This window comes from Cytophagaceae bacterium (assembly GCA_016722655.1).
Taxonomy (GTDB): domain Bacteria; phylum Bacteroidota; class Bacteroidia; order Cytophagales; family Spirosomataceae; genus Leadbetterella.
The window spans coordinates 389925-410874 of record JADKIR010000004.1; the positions used below are offsets into that span (position 1 = coordinate 389925).

The 20950-nt window shown below is 37.0% G+C and carries 18 protein-coding genes; 5 read left to right on the forward strand and 13 right to left on the reverse strand.

What is annotated here, in order from left to right:
• Positions 1–225 precede the first annotated feature (225 nt).
• The 4 genes from IPP61_02380 to miaA form a co-directional block, all read right to left on the reverse strand.
• Positions 226–2538, reverse strand: coding sequence for a hypothetical protein (locus tag IPP61_02380; protein MBL0324020.1), 2313 nt, complete (start codon positions 2536–2538; stop codon positions 226–228).
• A gap of 37 nt (positions 2539–2575) precedes the next feature.
• Positions 2576–3640, reverse strand: coding sequence for an FAD-binding oxidoreductase (locus IPP61_02385; GenBank protein ID MBL0324021.1), 1065 nt, complete (start codon positions 3638–3640; stop codon positions 2576–2578).
• Entirely contained in the window at positions 3640–4317 is a 678-nt protein-coding gene (locus IPP61_02390; GenBank protein ID MBL0324022.1) for a (d)CMP kinase, read from the reverse strand. Before IPP61_02390 ends, IPP61_02385 begins: the two co-directional genes overlap by 1 nt.
• Positions 4318–4383: 66 nt before the next feature.
• On the reverse strand, positions 4384–5307 hold the full coding sequence (gene miaA, locus IPP61_02395; GenBank protein MBL0324023.1) for a tRNA (adenosine(37)-N6)-dimethylallyltransferase MiaA: 924 nt from the start codon (positions 5305–5307) through the stop codon (positions 4384–4386).
• 75 nt (positions 5308–5382) lie between these two features.
• Here miaA and IPP61_02400 point away from each other — a divergent pair, with 75 nt between their 5' ends.
• The 5 genes from IPP61_02400 (at position 5383) to IPP61_02420 (ending at position 10032) form a co-directional block, all read left to right on the forward strand.
• On the forward strand, positions 5383–6006 hold the full coding sequence (locus tag IPP61_02400) for a DUF4230 domain-containing protein (protein MBL0324024.1): 624 nt from the start codon (positions 5383–5385) through the stop codon (positions 6004–6006).
• A gap of 96 nt (positions 6007–6102) precedes the next feature.
• Positions 6103–6849, forward strand: coding sequence for a DUF1295 domain-containing protein (locus tag IPP61_02405; protein MBL0324025.1), 747 nt, complete (start codon positions 6103–6105; stop codon positions 6847–6849).
• A gap of 100 nt (positions 6850–6949) precedes the next feature.
• A complete protein-coding gene (locus IPP61_02410; GenBank protein ID MBL0324026.1) occupies positions 6950–8503 on the forward strand; it encodes a hypothetical protein in 1554 nt (517 codons plus the stop codon).
• Positions 8504–8550: 47 nt separating this feature from the next.
• Positions 8551–9294 carry a hypothetical protein gene (locus IPP61_02415; protein ID MBL0324027.1) on the forward strand — a complete coding sequence of 248 codons (744 nt, stop codon included), beginning with the start codon at positions 8551–8553 and terminating at the stop codon, positions 9292–9294.
• Between the two features lie 6 nt (positions 9295–9300).
• On the forward strand, positions 9301–10032 hold the full coding sequence (locus IPP61_02420; GenBank protein ID MBL0324028.1) for a hypothetical protein: 732 nt from the start codon (positions 9301–9303) through the stop codon (positions 10030–10032).
• 51 nt (positions 10033–10083) lie between these two features.
• On the opposite strand, the gene IPP61_02425 is transcribed toward IPP61_02420, so the two are convergent.
• The 9 genes from IPP61_02425 to IPP61_02465 all read right to left on the reverse strand — a co-directional run bounded on the left by IPP61_02425 (position 10084) and on the right by IPP61_02465 (position 20823).
• Positions 10084–10830 (reverse strand): GLPGLI family protein, encoded by a 747-nt coding sequence (locus IPP61_02425; protein ID MBL0324029.1) that lies wholly within the window; start codon positions 10828–10830, stop codon positions 10084–10086.
• A gap of 48 nt (positions 10831–10878) precedes the next feature.
• The gene (locus tag IPP61_02430; protein MBL0324030.1) at positions 10879–13716 is read right to left on the reverse strand and encodes an outer membrane beta-barrel protein; all 2838 of its coding nucleotides are present in this window, start codon (positions 13714–13716) and stop codon (positions 10879–10881) included.
• Between the two features lie 238 nt (positions 13717–13954).
• On the reverse strand, positions 13955–14524 hold the full coding sequence (locus IPP61_02435) for an LUD domain-containing protein (GenBank protein ID MBL0324031.1): 570 nt from the start codon (positions 14522–14524) through the stop codon (positions 13955–13957).
• Positions 14525–14527: 3 nt separating this feature from the next.
• Complete coding sequence (locus IPP61_02440) at positions 14528–15913, reverse strand: lactate utilization protein (GenBank protein ID MBL0324032.1); 1386 nt, start codon at positions 15911–15913, stop codon at positions 14528–14530.
• Positions 15910–16620 (reverse strand): (Fe-S)-binding protein, encoded by a 711-nt coding sequence (locus tag IPP61_02445; GenBank protein MBL0324033.1) that lies wholly within the window; start codon positions 16618–16620, stop codon positions 15910–15912. Before IPP61_02445 ends, IPP61_02440 begins: the two co-directional genes overlap by 4 nt.
• Positions 16617–17123 (reverse strand): hypothetical protein, encoded by a 507-nt coding sequence (locus IPP61_02450; GenBank protein ID MBL0324034.1) that lies wholly within the window; start codon positions 17121–17123, stop codon positions 16617–16619. The genes IPP61_02445 and IPP61_02450 overlap by 4 nt, the downstream gene beginning before the upstream one ends.
• Complete coding sequence (locus IPP61_02455; protein ID MBL0324035.1) at positions 17113–17283, reverse strand: hypothetical protein; 171 nt, start codon at positions 17281–17283, stop codon at positions 17113–17115. The genes IPP61_02450 and IPP61_02455 overlap by 11 nt, the downstream gene beginning before the upstream one ends.
• Before the next feature lie 39 nt (positions 17284–17322).
• Positions 17323–18603 carry a sugar isomerase gene (locus IPP61_02460; GenBank protein ID MBL0324036.1) on the reverse strand — a complete coding sequence of 427 codons (1281 nt, stop codon included), beginning with the start codon at positions 18601–18603 and terminating at the stop codon, positions 17323–17325.
• Positions 18604–18720: 117 nt separating this feature from the next.
• Complete coding sequence (locus IPP61_02465) at positions 18721–20823, reverse strand: bifunctional aldolase/short-chain dehydrogenase (protein ID MBL0324037.1); 2103 nt, start codon at positions 20821–20823, stop codon at positions 18721–18723.
• Positions 20824–20950: the final 127 nt, after the last annotated feature.

Sequence of the window (20950 nt, forward strand, 5' to 3'; positions counted from 1 at the left end):
AATTAAATTTATGATCGAAAAATATTTAGGAAATGTATTTATTGGAATTTTAAAGATAAATTTCCAAATTTTAACTATAAAATTAACTGCTAAAACTATGCCAAATGAAGAATTTTTCTTGATTTAAGGGTATCAATATTGATATACATCAACCAATTTAACGGCTAAATATTTCTAAAAAACCAGAAAAATACAATTACTTTTTTAGAGGAGAATCAATAGATCTTAAAAGTCTTTCCCTACTGAAATATAAAACTTGGGGCTGTTATACTCTTTATCTTCCCGGCCAATCGCATAGTCAACTTTAACCAAAACGCCCAAAATTGTGGTTCTTATTCCGGCACCAAAACCAGCCAAAAACGGGTTTTTGAAATTAGTTACTTCTGCAAAAAACGGGCTTTTATCGTCGCCTAATAGGATGGTATTTAAACTATTTTGTTTTGAGAAAGGTCCTGCAGAGCCATTCCAGGCGGTGCCAATATCTGTAAATAATACTAATTGTAAGCTTCTCAAAAGTGAGCTGGACATTGAGCTTCTGGGAAAGTACTCTGACATATAAGCCCTTAATTCCAAGTTAGTTAATAAATGGTTATGTCCATAAAGCCGTGCAAAGTCAAACCCTCTGAGATTGCCCGCAAAATTATAAAAAAGGATATCTCTCATATCACCCTCCTTACCCGGAATAAGTGTCTCAGCAAAATAGATAGAGCGATTTATCCAGTTTTCAGCACCCCCAATGAAAGTAAATTTGGGCGAATTACCTGACGAACGACCGTAATTGATTCTCCCTGCACCAACTAACCCTTTCACTATGGGTTGATAATGCCTGATATCAATATTTAACTTATTGAAATTAAATCTATTATCTCCAATATTCTTAACTTTTTCATAAGATAAAATACCTTTTGTACCCAATTCAAATCCTTTGGAATCAGATAATTTGGTTTTGTCATAAACCAAATCAAACTTAGGGTTTAAATAATACTGGTTTAGGTTAGACCTGTTTTTTGAAAGATCAAAAATATCATACTCTATATCTGTGGTTTTCAGCAAATTAACAGCTATGGATGCTTTTAAATTCTGATTTATAGGATATACTCCTGCTGTAGAAAAATTTTGAGATATCAATCGCCTGAGCAAATATGGATTTTCTTCTGTCAAAAACATTTTCAATGCTCTGAACAGGTAAATATTAGATTCATCTATACTTTCAATATTTATAGATCGTTTCTTATATTCAAAAATAAAATCTAGCTTTTTAGTGTAATTACCATAATTAATTGTGTAATCGAAGTTTTTAAATAAGGGGGTCGAGGGCCTTAGATATCCGGAAAATGTTAAAATATTATTCTCAAGTAAATCATTAAATATCAATCTACTACCTATACCAAATCGCCTAATTGGATCGATCAGAATATCATAGGTACTACCATTTGATACAAAATAATTTTTATAGGCCTTCACCTGGCTCAATTTTATTCTATCTGTGGATTTCTCCAGACCGGAATCCTTATTTGAAACAACTGCAGTTGACTGATTATCAGTAAATTTTCGTTCACTTTTGTATTTCTCAATATTCTTTAAATCAAAGACATAGTTCTCTGTATCAATTTCCCCCGGATTAAGTTTTTCCACACTTTCATTTGTAACAATCGTTTCATTTGAAGATTCAGTTGGCTTTATCTGAGCCTCTATTGTTTTTTCGTTAACCACAGGATTGACATAGAAGCTCTTCCACTCCCTCAAAAACTTATTAAATGATACCCCAAGTGTGCTAGTAATACTCGATTGTTCATTTCTGATAATTCGGGTCAAGTTCAAAATATTGGAGATATTTTCTTTACCGTATTTTAGGGCAATATAATTCCAGATAGATTGACCAACTAACTCAGCATCAGCATCTTTAAGGCTAGAAAGTTTTTGATTTTGTAAAACATCAATTCTATTCCTGAATTCGGAAAATTTATGATTGTTATTATTTTCAGCAATGTAGGCCGCAATACCCTTGATATACCAATCAGGCACCATCAATAATAGTTGACTTTGGACGGCTTCTTTCAAAGACCCTCCATACAGCATATCATATACAAATAAGGTTGAAATTTCTTTTATTAATTCTTTCTGAAAAAGGGAATCGTTTTTTTGGTAGGCAATCTGGATACGTGCTTTGCTGAGGTTCAGTACTTTACCATCTAATTCCATCGAAGAAACCAGACCTATATTACTTTGTCTTTTATCCTCCGGTGAAGTATAAATGTAGATTTTCATGACCGAAAATGGCGTATAACCAAGTATATCAGTTATTCTTCCATGCTCTTCTTCGGCTTTTCTGGCAGCTTTTTTGGCTAGTTCTTCTCCCCCCCGGTAAAAGTTAAATTCGAAATTATTGCTCTTTATTGTTTTCCATTCAAACCGCTTGGTCTGAACCCTACTTTTGCCAAATTCTTCATTTTTTATACCATAATAATTCTGTGAAAACGCAATATTTTCAGAAAAAAACAACCCGATTATTACAAAAAATAAACTTTTTAGCTTCATTCCGATCAATAATTATATCTTTTTCAGATAGTTTAGATTACGAAAATAACGAATAAAACCTTTCAATGTTTGCTTCAGGATGTATATCTTTTTCTCCGGATAAAAATCCCAGAAACTGCTCCACAAAGTAAGGTGCAATAGATACGCCTTTTGTACCCAATCCGTTGAAACAAAATACATTTTTTTCTGAGGGATGTACTCCAAAAAATGGCCGCCTGTCTTGCGTAGAAGGTCTTACACCTGCCTGCTGGCCTATTACTTTAACGGCTTTTTTAAGAAATTTAGAAGTTTTTGTCAATAATTCTTCCCTGGCCTCGGAAGTGATTTCAAAATCAAGTTTGTCCCAACTATAAGTTGCTCCTAGCCTTACTTTTCCATCTCCCAATGGCATTACCCACTTACCCTGATTCATAATTTTGGTGACATTGTAGTTTTCTACTTCCGCTATTACAGTCTCACCTTTTACCGGATTAAATGGCAACCAGGAAAACCAGGGGTTGTTTTTTGCAAAAAAACCATCACAAAATATTATAGCATTGGCTGAGAAATCTTTATAAGAAACCTTATCTGGATTCACCATAATTTGCTTATAATCAATAAACTCATTTAAAACAACTTGCCCATTTAAAATCAACTTTTCTTTGATTTTATCCAGCATCACTTTGATGTCAACCCAGCCGGCCATTTTGGTGTCGAGTCCCCCTAATTCAGATTTGATATCTTTCTCAAGTTGGGAATCTGGTGCTTTCAAATCGAGATAATCGTAGAGGTCGTTGTGCTCCATTTGTCTCGCAAAATATGCCTTGTTTTCTTCATTGGAAAAAGGCCTGAAAACCCCGATGGGGTGAAAAAAACTCGCCTGAAATTCCTTTTCCATGGCAGTAAAATAGTCGAAGAAATATGGAAAAAGTTTGTCGGCTAGCCATGTTTTTCCAAGACTTTTCCCTGTGATAGGATTAAACATTCCACCTGCAACGAGGCTTGAGGAGCCCATAGAATCGTCAGAAACTATGAGTAGTTTTTTGCCCTGATTGGTGAGTTCGTTGGCGATAAGTGAGCCGGCCAGTCCTCTGCCCACTATGATATAATCGTATGTTTTCATTATCGGTTCATGACCATATCGGCCAATAATATTACCTGATCTACCTGCTCATCGAGCGTCATAAAAGTAGTGTCAATTTCAATAGCATCTTCGGCTTTTCTTAATGGACTTTCAGTACGGGTTGTGTCAATTTTATCCCTATTTTCGATATTAGTTAAAATTTCTTCCAGGTCTAATGTCTCCCCTTTAGCCATCAATTCTATTTGTCGCCTTTGGGCCCTTACCAGAGGGTCGGCAGTCATAAATATTTTCAATTCTGCTTCCGGAAAAACCACTGTGCCTATGTCTCGACCGTCCATAACCAACCCTTTTTTCTTACCCATTTTCCGCTGCTGATCTACCATTGCATGCCTTACAGAAGCAATTGCACTAACCTCACTTACCCTATTTGCCACATAAAGTTTCCTGATTTCGTCTTCTACATTCAGTCCATTCAGATATACGTGATTTTGTCCTTCGGCGTTTCGTCTGAAGTCAATTGTGATATTGGAGAGTGCAGTTTCTATTGCTTTATCGTCATTGACCGAGACGTGTTTTTGGATAAAATACAGTGTAACCGCCCTATACATAGCACCGGTGTCGATATAGCTGTAACCGAGGTTTTGGGCCACTGCTTTTGCGGTTGAACTTTTCCCACAAGACGAATAGCCGTCAACTGCTATGATGATTTTTGACATAGTTTAAATTTTATACAAAATAAAGAAATTTGACTCAAATACCCGAATCAAATCTTATGAAGAATATCAGATTTTACCCAGCTTTTTCAGAATAAAGTCTTCAGCAATTCGTGGTTTTCCGGCTTCAAACCACTCAAAAGTATCCTGATTTTTAAACCATGTAAGCTGGCGTTTTGCATACCTGCGGGTGTTGCGTTTGAGAAGCTCAACCATGGTTTGAAAGTCATATTCGTTTTTAAAAAACCCAAAAACCTCCTTATAACCAACCGTTTGCAGAGCATTATGGTTTTCAAAATTTTTTAAAGTTTCTACTTCACTAAGTAACCCGGACTCCAGCATCTGATCAACTCTTTGGTTGATTCTGCTATAAAGCTCTTCCCGGGGGCGTTCAAGACCAATTTTAATTACCTCATAATCAAGCTGTTTTTCTTTTATCGCCTTAAATGAAGAAAACTTACTACCTGTGCCTTCACAAACTTCCAGGGCACGGACTACACGCTGGCTGTTTTGGATATCAATATTTTCAAAAGTCTCAGGATCAGTTTCTTTCAATTCTTTTTGCAAAATCTCAATCCCTTCATTTTCAAGTCTTTTCATATATTTCTCTCTGATTTCCGGGGCAACGGCGGGCATATCATCAAGTCCATATAGTAATGCTTTTACAAACAATCCTGAGCCACCGGTGAGTATGGCCACATGGTTGTTTTTAAAATATTCTGTTAAAAGATTATCGGCTTGTCTTTCAAAATCACCGGCACTAAAATCGTCATTGATGCTATGGCTATCAATAAAATGATGTTTGATTCCACCCATTTCGGTCTGACTTGGTTTGGCTGTACCAATGGTCATTTCTTTGTAAAACTGTCTGGAATCAGCCGAGAATATTTCACAATCGAGTTTTTGGGCCAATTGTACACAAAAATCTGTTTTCCCCACCGCCGTAGGACCCACTACCACAATCAAAACAGGTTTTTTGAGCTTTTCTGCCAAACTATCTTCATTTTTCTGTTACAAACTTACTATAAAATTAGTTTTTTCTTAACTTCGAATCTCAATACAACAAATATGGAAATCATTCTTTTCTTGGTGGCTGTAATAATTGGTGGAATCGCTTCCTGGCAGATTTTTAACTGGATGTATGGCAAAAAGCTCAAAGACAACAAAGAAAATATCAGAGTAGAATCTAATATTTTGCTGGAAAGAATTGAAAAAGTATTCAAAGTCGTATTGGCCGAGGGGTATTTTACTGAAATATATGATCACAATTCTCACAAAGATGTTTTTGGACTTTTCAAATTAAAAAACAAAGCCCTTGTGGTGGCAAAAGCCAAGGTGTCAGTAGGTTATGATTTTTCGAAAATGAAATTTAACCGCGATAATGCCGAACGTAAGCTGGTGATTGAAGAATTTGCTCCTGCCGAGATCCTTTCCATTGATACCGATTATAAATTTTACGATATCAATCAGGGCCTTTTGATGAAATTTAACAATGAAGACTACACTTCTATTCTTTCTGAAGCCAAAAAAATGATGCTTGAGAAGGCCAAAGAGAGTGATTTGCCTCAAATCGCAGCCAATCAGGTGAAAGTGATGATGAAACAACTGGCAGCTTCAATGAACTGGGAACTGGACATAAAAGCATTGCCACCCCAAAACGCTACTTTATTGCTTGAAGGAGATACAAACTGACCCTTTTAAAAATCAAGTTTTGGGCTTTATTGGGTTCTAAAAACACACGATTTCGGTTTTAAGCATTACCTTTGTATTTTAATAATAAATAAATTAATGGCTTTAATAGAAGAACTGGAAGACCAGGGAAATGTGCTGTTCAGATACCGTAGTTATATCCCACTGGTATTTTTGGGCACCGGACTGGGTTTATATATTTACAAAATCAACAATATGACTTACCCCGACCTGGGTTTTAACTATTGGTTGATCTCACTTTTTGTTGGGTTTGCCGGTCTTGCTGTACGTATTTATGCCGTGGGACATACTCCAAAAAACACCTCTGGTCGTAATACTGCTGATGGTCAAATCGCCGACGAACTTAATCAAACCGGCATTTATTCTTTTGTGCGTCATCCATTGTATCTGGGCAATTTTCTGATGTGGCTGGCAGTGGGTATGCTCACAGCTGACCTTTGGTATATCGTGGCATTTACTTTGGCTTATTGGGTTTATTATGAGCGTATTATGTTTGCCGAAGAAGCATTTTTAAGGAAAAAATTTGGAGAGACATATCTGAAATGGGCCTCTGACAAGCCGGCATTTATTCCAAAATTTAAAACTCCTCTAAAACCAAAATACCCATTTTCCATCAAAAAAATCCTGAAAAAAGAGAAGAATGGAGTTGCAGCCTTGTTTTTGCTGTTTTATGTTTTTGAAATCGTAGGCGAATATATCCGCTGGGGAAGTTTTGAGTTTAAGCCTACTTTTTGGTTCTGGGGCTTTGCAGTAAGTACAGTGGTGTATTTAGTTCTTAAATTTATCAAAAAATACACTCAGATTCTGGACGAAGAAGGCAGGTAAAAGCAAACCTGTCCCTACCTCAAAGGGGGATTGCTTTTTTAACTATTCTTGTAAATATTCACAGTTGCCTGTTCATTGTTGCCTAAAAATTAACCAAAAAATGAAAAGAGAAATCGATGGCATATTGACAAAAATATCTTACGGATACCTAAGCTTGCCGTTCCTTATTTTTTGTATGTCATGGCTCAATAATTGGTCAGCGGCCTTGTTTTCTATCATCATTCTGGTAAGTTTTTATTTTATTCTTAAAACCGTAAAAAACGACCGGGAATCTTCAATGGCAGTTCTCAGACACCCCAAACAATTAATCTGGATACTAATTGCTATCGTTTTTATAATATTCTTTTCGGGCATCGGTTCCTATACTTTTCAAAATGACGATCACCTTTACCGAAACGCCATTTTTCGTGATCTGGTTAAATACGAATGGCCTGTCATATACCATGTAAAGGGTTTTCCCGGGCATTTTTTAGATGGAAAAACCACCATGATGACCTATTATCTGGGTTATTATCTGCCTTCTGCGGCTTTGGGGAAGGTTTTTGGCTATGATTTTGCACGATTTGCATTATTCGCCTGGACTGTTTTGGGAACTATTTTGGCACTTTATCAGGTTGGAAAATTCCTTAAAAGGTTTAATTACAAAGTTTTATTATTGTTTTTTGGATGGGGTACCTTGTTTTTTATCGGCTCACTTTACAAATACGATTTCCTGAAATTATTTACCGACCCAGAAGATAATTACCTTTGGGCAGGAATGATTTTGTATGCCGACAGCAATCTTGGAATGATATACTGGACTTTTAATCAGTCACTTACAGCATGGACTATCATGCTATTGATTTACAATAACGGAAGCAGCAAAAATGCTGTTTTTCTATATGCCCTCTGCTTTTATCTGAGTCCGTTTGCTTTTGCAGGGTTTTTGCCATTTATTTTATATTATTTCTGGAAAAATTTTGAAGGTAAATTTTCAGAAATCAAAGACTGGAAAACCAATTTACTCCGATACCTTTCATTTCAAAATACGCTCGGTGCAGCACTCATTTTTGGACTCAATTATGTATATCTGAGCTCCAATCAGGCAGGGAAGTTTTTCCAGATGCTTAGTCACTCTCCCCGAATTCTGATAATTTTTTATCTGCTTTCCTGGGCGGGGATTGCGATAGCTATTTTTTCAAAATACAAAAAAGACCCGTTTTATTGGCTTATTTTGGCGGTTTTGATTCCTCTGCCGTTCTTTCAACAGGGCTATGGGATTGATTTCCCAGGTCGCTTGTCGATTCCTGCATTGTTTTTCCTTATGCTTTTGGTAGGTAAATTCCTGATTGAGGAGCGAAACCTATGGAAGAGAATTCCGGTATTAATTTATCTGGTAATTTCCGCAGGAGGACATTTATTTTTTGAAACCGGAAAGTCAATTTTATATACTTCTGCCGAAAATATCAGTCATAAAACCACCCTCGACGACCGGATGATGGATTCGGAAAATACCGGGATCAGAAAACTTGGTACTCATCTAAAATCCCTTGAAGGAAAAAACATATGTATCCAGGATCTGGGCACTGTGGTAAACCCAAAAAACCCGGTAATCTGGAACTATATGGCTGATATAGAGGGTTCAAGATTTTATAGGTGGTTTGCGGAGAAGTGAGGAAAATTTGTATTTTTGAAATACACTTGAGAATTAAATAAACCACCATGAAACTCACCCCCTACTACCTTCTTTTCTCATTGGCATTTTTGGGCATAATGGGCCAAAAAGCCTACGAATACAAACTTGAGCAAGACGACAAAAAAGAAGTTTTCTGCAAAAATGCAATGTTTTTATTACAAGCACCTGATAGCCTGAGTAATAGGGTGGTGAATTTTGATTTGCCTTATGATTCTTTGGTGAATTTTATGAAGAAAAAAATACTATTTGATTCTTGCGAAAATTATTATTTTGAATACGTTTCTATAGTCAGTCTCCAGAAAAAAGAAAATAATAAAGAGTACATAATATTAAAAGTACCTCTCACTACAGAGTATGTTTCTGATTGTTTTCCAATTGGAATGGTCGCAACTAGTTGTATGGACATTAGTTTTAAAATTAACTATATCAATAACAATACATTTTCATTGCCATATAATGAGATAGAATTTCCTTTAGATTCATTAAAACAAATGATTTTAAAAAATGGAATTAAAAATTACGAATATTATCCTCCATTTATTAAAATAATTATAGATAAGAAAATTAGTCAAGAATTTATTGAGACTGTTTTGACTACTTATCAAGAATTAAAATTAGAGAGTTTAAATAAGAAATCTTTATCCAAATTTGGCAAAAATTTGTGTGATTTAAATAAAGCAGAAGTATATAATTTAAAAAAAGAAGTATTGAATATTCCAGCTACAGTCTATTTTGAGCGACTTAACCTTCCACCCTCAGCAGAAAATTAAACCACCATGAAACTTACCCCCTACTTCCTTCTTTTCTCATTGGCATTTTTGGGCTTAATGGGCCAAAAAGCATACGAATACAAACTTGAGCAAGACGACAAAAAAGAAGTTTTCTGCAAAAATGCTCTATTTCTGTTACAAGCCCCTGATAGCCTGAGCAATAGGCTTGTGGATTTTGATTTGCCAATGGATACGGTGGTAGAGATGTTTAAAAGAAATATTCTTTTAGATTCATGTAATAGAGACTTATTCTCTTTTAGCTCCAATATCCACTTAGAAAGTACCAAAAATCCAACTTTGTTTGCTTTTCAAACTTCTTTTATATCCGGTTGCAATAATATTGTATATGATAAACCTCAGGAATTTGGTTATACAATTAATGTAATTGACGAAAAATATTATATTAACTTATTTTTTGAAAACAAAAAACTCAGAATTAATGATTTAAAAAAAGATTTTCAAATCTTCAATCAAAAGGAAAAAAATAAATATGATTTTGAATTTACAATTAGATTCAAAAATAACGTTGAACCCGAAGTTTTAGATAAGTTAATCATAACAATCAGTACAATTTATATAGAAAACATTTCTGAATTTTCTCAAAAAGTATTTGGCAAAGCATTGTGTGACCTAAACAATGAAAGTTTAAAGAGATTAAAAAAAAGATTTAATTTGAGAATTGATCTGCAATTTGGACAGTATAATGACCTTCCTCCCCCGCCGCCACCTCCAAAATAAAAAATCCCCATCTGTAGCACACAAATGAGGATTTTGAAATTTTGTCGTATCTTAATATCTGATGCCCCAGGGGAAACGGTGTAAGGCTTCCTGCTCTTTGCGATATTTTGTAATCAGCTCACTTTGAGTTTTTAGGTTTATCGTTTTACCTTTCATTTTTTTAGGTAATTCCGGCAACTTTTGGTCTTTGTTTAAAACAACACTTGTAGCCGTAACGAGCACGGCCTCATTATCAATATTGAGCTCCAATATCATGCCCGGCAAGCCATAATATTCTTCAGGACCACCCGAAACGGGAATATCTGTAGAAAACCATGCTACTACTTCCTGGTCTTTTATAGCATCAAATGTAGAGGCTTTCATGCATATATAGCCCGCCACTTCTTTGATTTCATTCAAAATCTTCCATTTAGGAGCCTGCAGGCTGTCTTTGATTATATAATTTTTCACCAGCATTTCCTTATATTCAAACAAGGTATTTTTGTCAAAATCACGGGTTACTATATAATCATCGGCTCTCCATGAATAGGTACCATCCTGAGACGTTTGGGTCTGGTTTTCGTGAGTATAAAAAGTTTGATTGGGGGTAAATGTCAGTACAAGTTTATGCACATATATTTCATCATTTTTCCAGGTTTGTTCTTCCCTGTCTTTCTCTTCCTGAGTCAGATATTTGGCCTTATTCATTTTTTTTACCCAATCTTCTCTCCGTTCAAAAATTATCTGACCCGACATCAACTGTGCCATTGCCGGAAAACTCAAAAAGCTAATTATTAATATTTTAACTATATTTTTCATATTTTCTTTTTTTAATCAAAAATCCAAAATCGTAAATCCAAAATCAAATTATTCCCATCTTGATTTTTTCATAGTTGTCTTCATACCCTTCATATTATAGGTATAAGACAGCATAGCGTATCGGGAGAGGGTCTGGGTGACGGTATTACTTACCACATTGAGATATGCAGACTGATTTACACCCAGGTTTCTTTTAAAGGCGTCATACAAACTCAATCTCAATTCCGATTTTTTACCTTTTCCAAATATTTTATAGGTACTTACATTTAATATTGGCAAATGTTGGTCAAAGTTTTGTTTTTCATTTTTGAAATGAGAATAATTAAAATCTGCTGAAAAATACCACATTTTTGGCATTTGCAATGTTAAATTATTCCTGATTGAAGTATTATTAAACTTCTGATTCTGAGCAGAATTTATGGAGAAATCGCTGAAATTTAGTCCATAATTGAGAGCTGAAAACATAGAGAACCAAGCCACTGGAGTAAGATCGAGACGCAAATTAAGCCCATAATATTGTGTCAGGTTTTCGTTTAAAACTGAATTGATATAAACCAGGTTTTTACTTATTCCATTGTTTAGGCCTAAACCGGCACTTACTTTTGTCTTTTTTATAGGAAAACCCAGATCAAAATAAGATTGAAATCTCTTTCCTCCTGAAACATTTTCGGGAGTGAGGGTGGTCAATAAAGTTTTTGAATCAATAAATTGGTTTTGAACAACCTGGTTTTCGATAAACGAACCATTAATATTGAGCCACATATTTATGAAAGTAGCTGGATTAAACGACCCAAAACCTAAACCGACTGAGCGGGTGGTTGTTGGCAATAAATCGGGATTCCCGTTTCTGATATAAAGAGGATTGGAGTTATCGGCGAATGGCTGGAGGTTGCGAATAGAAGGCGCTTCAACACCCGTATCAAAATTGGCAAACAGATATTTGTTGTTTTTTAATTGTACATTCAGGCCGATATTGGGTACTACGGAAAAATATGGATTATCAATTACTCCTAATTCTTTTCCTCCTTTGGTATTAAAAAATTGGCCGGTGATATCAATCTGTTGAGCAGCCAGGCCTACCGACAAGTTGAATCCTTTATGAGAATATCTTACCGAACTCCCCAATCGATTATAAACCTGATTACTCTCAAAATAGCGACTCAATGAGTCAACACGCGGTTTTGAATCAGTAAACAAACTAAAAACGTCGCGATCAACCAAACGATTGGCTACAGAAAAATTATAGAATGTTTCCCAGAAAAACTTCTTTTTAAAAGGCTCAATAAACAATGCAGAAGCTTTATATTCCCGATTTTGGCTAAGATTTAAAACATTTTGGAAAATATCATAAAATCCGCCAAGTGGAAAACTCTGACCATTGACCGGAAATTCTTTAAGAAGCGATTCTTGTAATGCGTCCTGATCATTATTACTTTCACTAAAAGTACCTGAAAGTGAGAAATTTCGGCCTTTTTTCATGAATTTATGCCTGTAAATGGCAGAACCAACGATGTTATGAGAGCTTCCGTCAAAACTATTGTCGGTTTTTTGATTTCTGAAATTCTCTGAATCGTTATTGTTAAAGTCACGCATCGTAAAGGTACTTTGATTTCTAAAGCCAAAACGACCGTTAACGTAAGTAACCAATGTGTTAAGTGAATCCAATTCTTTTTCAAATCGCAAACTTAATCGGTGGTTTTGAATAAAATTTCCAAAACGACTGGAGTCAGCCGTATTATAGCTCAAATTTGAAAACAGATACCGGGAATTTATGATTTGATTTAAGGACTGATCGGTTTGATTAAAGAAATAATTTGAGCTAAATTTTGTCTTTTTGGTATCATAATTATAGTTCATACCACCTGCGAGGTTTTTGGAGAGACCTTGTCCCGGCCCCCATGATTGCGGGATTTCCAGACTTTCGTCATTGCTACTCCCATCATCATAAATAATCCTGAAAGCACCACCAGAATTAAAACCAAAGTCAGCGTTGTCATTCCACTGGTAGCTCTGACTTCCCCTAAAGTCCTGATAATCATTATTTGACAATCCAGACTGGTTGATATTGTTCCCAAAACCAACAATGGCAAACTGGTTTTTCTTGTCAAACTTATTGTAATTCATTTTTGCCATTAAGCGATCATCTGTACCTGCCCCTACTGTACCTTTTCCAAAACCTCCTTTTTTAAATTCTTCCTTCAATTCGAGGTTTACAGTTTTTTCATGTTTGCCGTCTTCCACTCCTGTAACTTTTGAAGCTTCTGATTTATCATTAAAAACCTGAACCTTATTGATGGCTTCAGCCGGCAGGTTTTTGGTCGCGACTTTCGGATCATCACCAAAAAATCTTTTGCCATCCACGAGCACTTTTTTCACTTCTTCTCCCTGGGCTTTTATGTTCCCTTCGGCGTCAATTTGTACTCCAGGGAGTTTTCTCAGTAGGTCTTCAACCGATGATCCCGGTGGTACCTTAAATTTCCGGGCATCATATTCGATGGTGTCTCCCCTAATTTCCATCGGAGCCTTTGCTGTCCGAATTACCACCTCAAAAAGCTCTTTTTGAATAGGTTTCAAAACGATATCACCGAGTTCCTTATTCAATACCGCTGGGTCAAATTTTATTAATTCCTGCAGCGGAAGAAAGCCTACAAAGGTGGCTTTTAACAGATAGTTTTGCTTTTTGATGTTTTTGAAAACAAAATTCCCGTTTTCATCTGCTCTGGAAAAAGTCACCAATGAGGAATCGGAAGGCAAAAGCAAAAACACCGAAGTAAATGACAAAGGTGCATTGGAAGTGTCCTTGAGCGTGCCTTTGATAGAGTAAGACTGAGCCGAGACGGCAAATGAAATCATTGCCGCAAATGTTAATAGTAATAGCTTTTTCATAATGTTTAAAAGGATATTGAATGCAAGTTGTTAATTGTTTTTGGTTTGAATAATGTACAGGGAAAAAATTTAAGATATTTTAACTAAAACTTTAGTTTTTGTGAATTTATTGTAAAAAAATAAAAAATATTTTTATAAAATCACGTCTCAAAGTAAACGTATAGGCATTTGGGGAAAAAGAAGTAAAGTTTGTAAGGAAAAAAAAGCTTTTGGATGGACTAAAAATTTCTGATAAGAATTATTTAAGAAAAATAACAAGGCCTCTTGCCCCATGAGCTCCGAGCACAAGAGACTGCTCTATATCTGCAGTTTTCGATGGACCTGCAAGGAAAAGACCAAAACCATAATCTTCGTTTCCGATAAGTTGGTAAGCCTGATGCATGGTATTTACAATTTTTGATTTATCCAGAATGACCCCTAAATATTCGGTAATAAATGGTGCCACACGTTGACCTAATTCTAAATCTGAAATCCAAATAGAGCCGTTTTCTGCAACCCCCAATCGGGCTTCAACTAAAAGAAAATCTGTTCCGTCAAGTTCCTTTGGGGAAAGATCCAGCCAATTTTCAATATTAAAATCAGCCAAAGTTGATCTAAGGGTTTTTCCAGAATATTTTGAATTAATATATTTATGGATTTCAGAAAAATCCCGGATCTCGATTACCTCCGAACCTATCGCTATGGCAGTTTCTGCGAATTTTGTTACAGAATCAAATGATTCTTTGCCCAGCAAACTTAAATCAGGCAAAGGTACCAACTGAGGTTGGTTTTGCTTTACTTTGGCTAATATTTGGTCTCTGGTTGTCATTTCCTAGCCCCTGTTTTTTTTATACCAATCTCTGAAACTCTCTTTAGGTGGCTCCGGCATTTCCCGCTGATTGTACCAGGGATTCAGGCCATTATTAACAAGAAATGGCATTTTGTCCATAAGCACCCTTCCCACTTTTCCCGAAAACTTAAAAACTGCCGGACTCGCCAAAACCTTTGACATCCCTTTCATCATCAATGTTTTAGTAGCAGAAGTATGCCCTTCTTTTACCAAAACCTGACGCCATTTATACAATTGCTGATGTATGTCTATTTTAACCGGACAAACATTACTACATGAACCACAAAGCGTACTCGCAAATGGCAAATCGGCATTGGCTTTCATATCAAGATTTGGAGACAAAATAGAACCTATTGGCCCGGCAATGGCTGTATGATAGCTATGACCACCACTGCGGCGATAAACAGGGCAAGTATTAAAACAAGCCCCGCAACGAATACATTTTAATGAATTTCTAAAATCTTCCCTACCCAATTGCGTTGAACGGCCGTTATCCACAATTACAACGTGCATCTGCTGGCCGTCTCTGGGTTTCCTGAAATGACTGGAATAAGTCGTAATGGGCTGCCCGATAGCACTGCGTGCCAGTAATCTTAAAAACACACTTAAATGTTGCCTTTGAGGAATGATTTTCTCCATACCCATACTTGCAATGTGCAAGTCAGAAAGATGGGTACCCATGTCGGCATTGCCTTCGTTTGTACAAACCACAAATTCACCGGTTTCTGCTACTGAAAAATTTACACCAGTCAAAGCCACTTTTCTGTTTAAAAACTTATCCCGAAGGTGTTGTCGGGCAGCTTCTGTGAGGTATTTGGGGTCTTTGTTGCCTTTTTCGGTTCCCAGGTGTTTATGAAAAAGCTCACCAATTTCCTCCTTCTTCCAATGAATACAGGGCAAAACGATATGTGATGGCGGTTCCTCAGCCAGCTGCACGATTCTTTCACCGAGATCGGTGTCCACCACTTCGATTCCCTTCGAAATCAGGTATTCGTTCATGTGGCACTCCTCTGTGAGCATAGATTTTGATTTTACTATGCCTTTGAAGGTGTCATTGGGTATATTTCCCTCAAAATATTTTGAAATTATATTGAAAACAATCTCATTGTGCTCCTTGGCATCGGCTGCCCAATGTACTTTAATGCCGTTTTTTAAAGCATTTTCCTCAAATTGAATGAGATATTCTGAAAGATTGGAAAGTACGTTAAACTTTATCTGAGAAGCCGTTTCTCGTAATAATTCCCAATCGTCAATCTGAAATGCGGCTTTATCTCTTTTTTGACGAACAAAATACAAGGTTTCATCGTGCCAGGTGGTGCGATCAAAATCGCTGTTGAATATTTCAGCAGACTTACTGTGAGTGGTCATGAAATAGCCTGATTTATGATTTCAGCAATATGCATAACTTTAATTGAGTGCTTTTCTCTTCGAATGATTCCTTCCAAGTGCATCAAACATGAGGTATCTCCGCCTGTTAGTATTTCTGTACCACTTTTCAGATGATCAGCTATCCTATCTTGTCCCATCCTTACCGAAACGGCTTCTTCTGTGACACAAAAAGTTCCTCCAAAGCCACAACATTCATCTTTTCGGGAAAGATTGGTTAATTCAATTCCTTTAAAGTTTTTCAGCAATTGCTCTGGTTTCGAAAATTGGGGTGCATTAAGTTCTGACATTTGAGCCGTAAATAATCCTCTTAATCCATGGCAACTTTGATGAAGGCCCACTTTATGAGGGAAACTTCCTTCCATAGTCTCGATTTTTAGTATATCTGTGATAAATTCGGTGAGTTCGTATATTTTTCCTTTTAAGGGAATGTGCCCCTTGACATGCAAAGTACAACTGCCGGAAGGGGCAACAATGTATTCATATTCGTCAAAATTATTCTGAAAATTACGGGTACTGCCTTCCGATTCATGTTCATAACCCGAATTGGCCATAGGCTGACCACAGCAAGTCTGGTTTTCAGGAAAAACAACCTCGCAGCCCAGTTTTTCAAGCAATTCCAATGTTGCTATTCCAACTTTTGGATAAAATTGGTCAATGTAACAGGGGATGAAAAGGGCTACTTTCATTTGGAATTTTCAGAAGATAAGGAGCCAAAATATTTGATAATTGCATTGAAATGTGGATTATCTGCCTTAATTATCAGCGAACTATAAATTTTGTTTTTAGCATTATCAATAATTTCGGCATCAACTTTAAAAAACTCATTCCCTTTAAATAATTGAACCCAATTATCGAATTTACGTTTTCTAGCTGATTGCTTTGAATCGGAGGAATCACAAATATACAAAATGGCTTTATTTGAATTTTTTTTGAAAAAATCCCTGATGAGTAAAGAAATTGTTTCTGGTATTTTTGAATCCGATGGAAACTTGCCGTTTTTCGAAGGTATAGCTATGTCAATAACAAATTCAAAGACATTAATTTCTACATCCTTTAGATTGGAAAACAAATAGTTACTCGGCTTAAATTTAGCCTCATAATATATTTCATTTTCAGTGACAAACGCATAAGATTCATTTGGTCCTCCTAAATAGAAAAAATCATAATATCTTTTTGCATCATTTTGCATTTTTTTTCCTGAGTTCGTCTATTTTTTCTATAAAAGCTGGATTTTGACCATCAAGTTTAATTTCTTCGAGTAAATCATTTTTACTTTTTAATAATTTTTTCGCTAACGAAATAGCCTTGGGACTACTCAAACCTTTGCTTTTTATCGATACCGTAATCATTTTGTTAAAATTTTAATCCAAATATACAAACAAAAAATATTACAATCCGGTTGCAATGGTCATTTTGCCACGCTCAGCGATTAGTTTTTCTCTGATTTTCAGCCTTCTGAAAACATCCAATGGGTCAATAGCGGCTCCGGTTCTAAGTCTTGATTCAGAAACCAAGGTTCTGACATCGGTGCGGTAAGCTCCCTGCAATATTTCCTGAGCTTTTACCACATCGTTGTCTTCACGTGCCTCCTCTAGTGCTATGGAATCAATCAAAAGTGACTGAGCATAAGAAATCATAATGGCTTCTACCGCTTGAAGCAAATCTTCCAACGGGTCTTTAACGTTATGACTGGCATCGATCATCCAACCAAATCCTGATCCTGCCTCAAAAGGGGCATTTCCGGGTTGTGAACCCTGGGTTAACTCATTGAATATCAAAAACAACTGATAAGGATTGATACTGCCCACGGTGAGGTCATCGTCGCCGTATTTTGAATCATTGAAATGAAAACCACCTAATTTACCCTCCATCATCAATAAACTTACGATTTGCTCAATATTGGCATTGGGTAAATGATGGCCCAAATCGACCAAAGTGTAAGCTTTAGGACCCAATTTTGAGGCATAAAGGTAAGATTGCCCCCAGTCGCCCACAGTCATGGAGTAGAAGTTGGGTTCAAAGGCTTTGTATTCCACAAACATCTTCCAGTCCTCAGGCAGTGCTGCATATATTTCCTGAAGGCTTTCGAGTGTATTTTCAAAAGCTTTTCTAAAATTTAACTGACCCGGAAAACATGAACCATCTGATAGCCAAACGGTTAATGACTTGGAACCTAAATCAATGCCATGCTTTATCACTTCAATATTATGCTCAATGGCTTGCTTTCTGATGGCTTTGTTGACATTTTGCAATGAACCAAACTTATAGCTCAATTCCTGTCTGGCCTGATCCTGAAAAGTATTGGAATTGACAGCATCAAATGCCAGGCCATGTTGAGCGGCCAATGCCTGAATATCTTTGGGAGAGGTAGGAATATCCCAGGGAATATGTAGTGAAATGGCTCCAGAGCTGTTGTTTAGCTTATGCAAAAGACCCACGTCTTCGATTTTTTGCTCCAAACTTCCCGGCTCTCCCCCACCCGGAAAACGGCCAAATCTCGTACCTCCGGTACCTAAAGCCCAGGAAGGAATCGCCACCTGAAAGTCAATAAGTCTTTTGATGATTTCCTCGGCATTCGGGATTTCATTTTTTGCAAATTCAAAAAGTGCCTTATGCTTTGCCAGCTTTCCGGCATTTGATTTTTCTATTTCGGTTGATTGTAGTATCATAGTTTTACCTCACCCCCTGCCCCTCTCCTGAGGAGAGGGGAGGAAGAATTTATTTATTCTTTTCTATTTTCTTTGTGTAATAAGAGATTAAAGTCCTCAAATTACAAAATAATAATCTTATCTATAAAATCCCATTGCAACGCCGCCATCTACGTTGAGGGCGTTGCCTGTAGATTTATTGAGCAGTCCTCCCACAAAAGCGAAACAGGCATTGGCAATATCATCAGGAAGGATGATTTCGTTGAGCAAAGTCCTTTTTGCATAATAAGCCGGAAGTTCTTCTACAGTAATTCCATAAGCTTTGGCACGGCCTTCTGCCCAACCTCCTGCCCAGATATTGGAATCAGAAATGACAGCATCAGGGTTTACAGTATTTACTCTGATTTTGTCAGCACCCAATTCTGCTGCCATCAAACGGGTTAAATGTGCCTGAGCGGCCTTTGCAGAACCGTAGCCTGGGTTATTAGGCCCGGCAACCACTGCATTTTTTGAAACAATATTTACGATATCTCCGCCAATTTTCTGCTTTTTCATAATAGCAATCCCTGCCTGAGAAACAATAAACTGGCCTTTTACCAAAATATCATAGAGTCTATCCCACTCCTCAAGGGTATGCTCTCCAATTGATTTAGAGATACTTATTCCGGCATTATTCACTACAATATCAACTCCACCGAATGCCAGAACGGCGTTTTCAAAGGCCTCGAAAGCTGAATCCTTGTCGGTCACATTTAACACTGTAGATGACACCGCATCTTTTCCGAAAAGCTTCAAAAACTCTTCAGTGGCACCGTCCAGTCTTTCCTGGTTGATATCATTCAAAATCACGCAAGCTCCTTCTTCTGCAAATTTTTTAGCAATGGCCTTTCCAATGCCACCGGCACTTCCGGTAATCAAAGCAATACGACCTGAAAGTGCTTTTGGCTTCGGCATACGCTGCAATTTGGCTTCTTCCAAAAGCCAATATTCGATATCAAAAGCCTCCTGGCGTGGCAAGGCAGTATATTCTGAAATGGCCTCGGCACCCCGCATCACATTTACGGCATTGATATAATATTCCGAAGCCAGACGAGCCATGGTTTTATCTTTTGCAAAAGTAAACATACCCACACCCGGATACAGTATCACAACCGGATTGGGGTCACGCATGGCAGGCGAGTTGTGATGCTTGCATGTGTCATAATAAGATTTATAACTTGTTCTATATTCCTCAAAAACGGAATCAAGATATGTTGAGTCTTCGATTTTTGCAGGATCCAAAACCAATGGGGCGATTTTGGTCCGTAAAAAGTGGTCAGGACATGAAGTACCCAAAGGAGCCAGACGGTTGAGGTCATTGGAATTGATAAATTGCAAAACCCGCTCATCATCAGTAAAGTGGCCCACCATTTTTCGCTCGGAAGAACAATAGCCTCTCAAAATCGGAGCTATCGTGGCAGCTGTTGACTTTCTTGTTTTCTTATCCAAACTCTGGATTTTTGCCCCGCCAAAAACTGGTCTGGTTTTCCCAAGATTTTGCTCAAGATATTCGGCACATTTTTCAATTACCTCAAGTGTATTTATATAGCTATCATATGCAGTATCACCCCAGGTAAATAAGCCATGAGAACCCAACACAATTCCTTTTAGCTTTATACCTTTTTCGGCAGCTCCGTTGAGACAAGCACTGAGTTTTAAGCCCAAATCAAAACCCGGTCTTTGCCAGCCAACCCAACCGATCTCACCATTTAAAAGCTCTTCTGTGATTTTTTGCCCATCTTTTGCAGCAGCTATTGCGATCGCAGCATCGGGATGAAGGTGATCAATGTGCTTGAATGGTAAAAATCCATGCAGTGGTGTATCAATTGAAGGTGCTTTTGAGTCTAAATCAAAAATACAATGATTGAAAAGACCCACCATTTCGTCTTCAAATTCGATGCCGCGATAGACATTTTCAAGCGACAGCAGCCTGTCCATATAAAGTGCTGCACAACCTGATTTTTTCAATGTACCGATATCACCGCCCGAACCCTTGATCCACATCACTTCGGTTTCGAAACCTGTAAGTGGGTCTTTATCAGTAATTTTAACCGATGTGTTACCTCCACCATAGTTGGTCAGGCGTAGGTCTGCCCCTAACATATTGGATCTATATATAAAAAGGGCGACCTCATCACCGGCCAGTTCGGCGGCTTTGCCTTCATCCCATAAATAACTTACATGTTTATACTGTTTTAACATCTCTTTTTATTTGACAATATTTAAGGTAAAAATAAAAGTTTGCGGGGCCGAGACTGTCCTTTACTGTGCTGTCAAGGGGAAAAAATTAGTAGTAAAGGATTAATATTTAACTGATTTATTTACAATT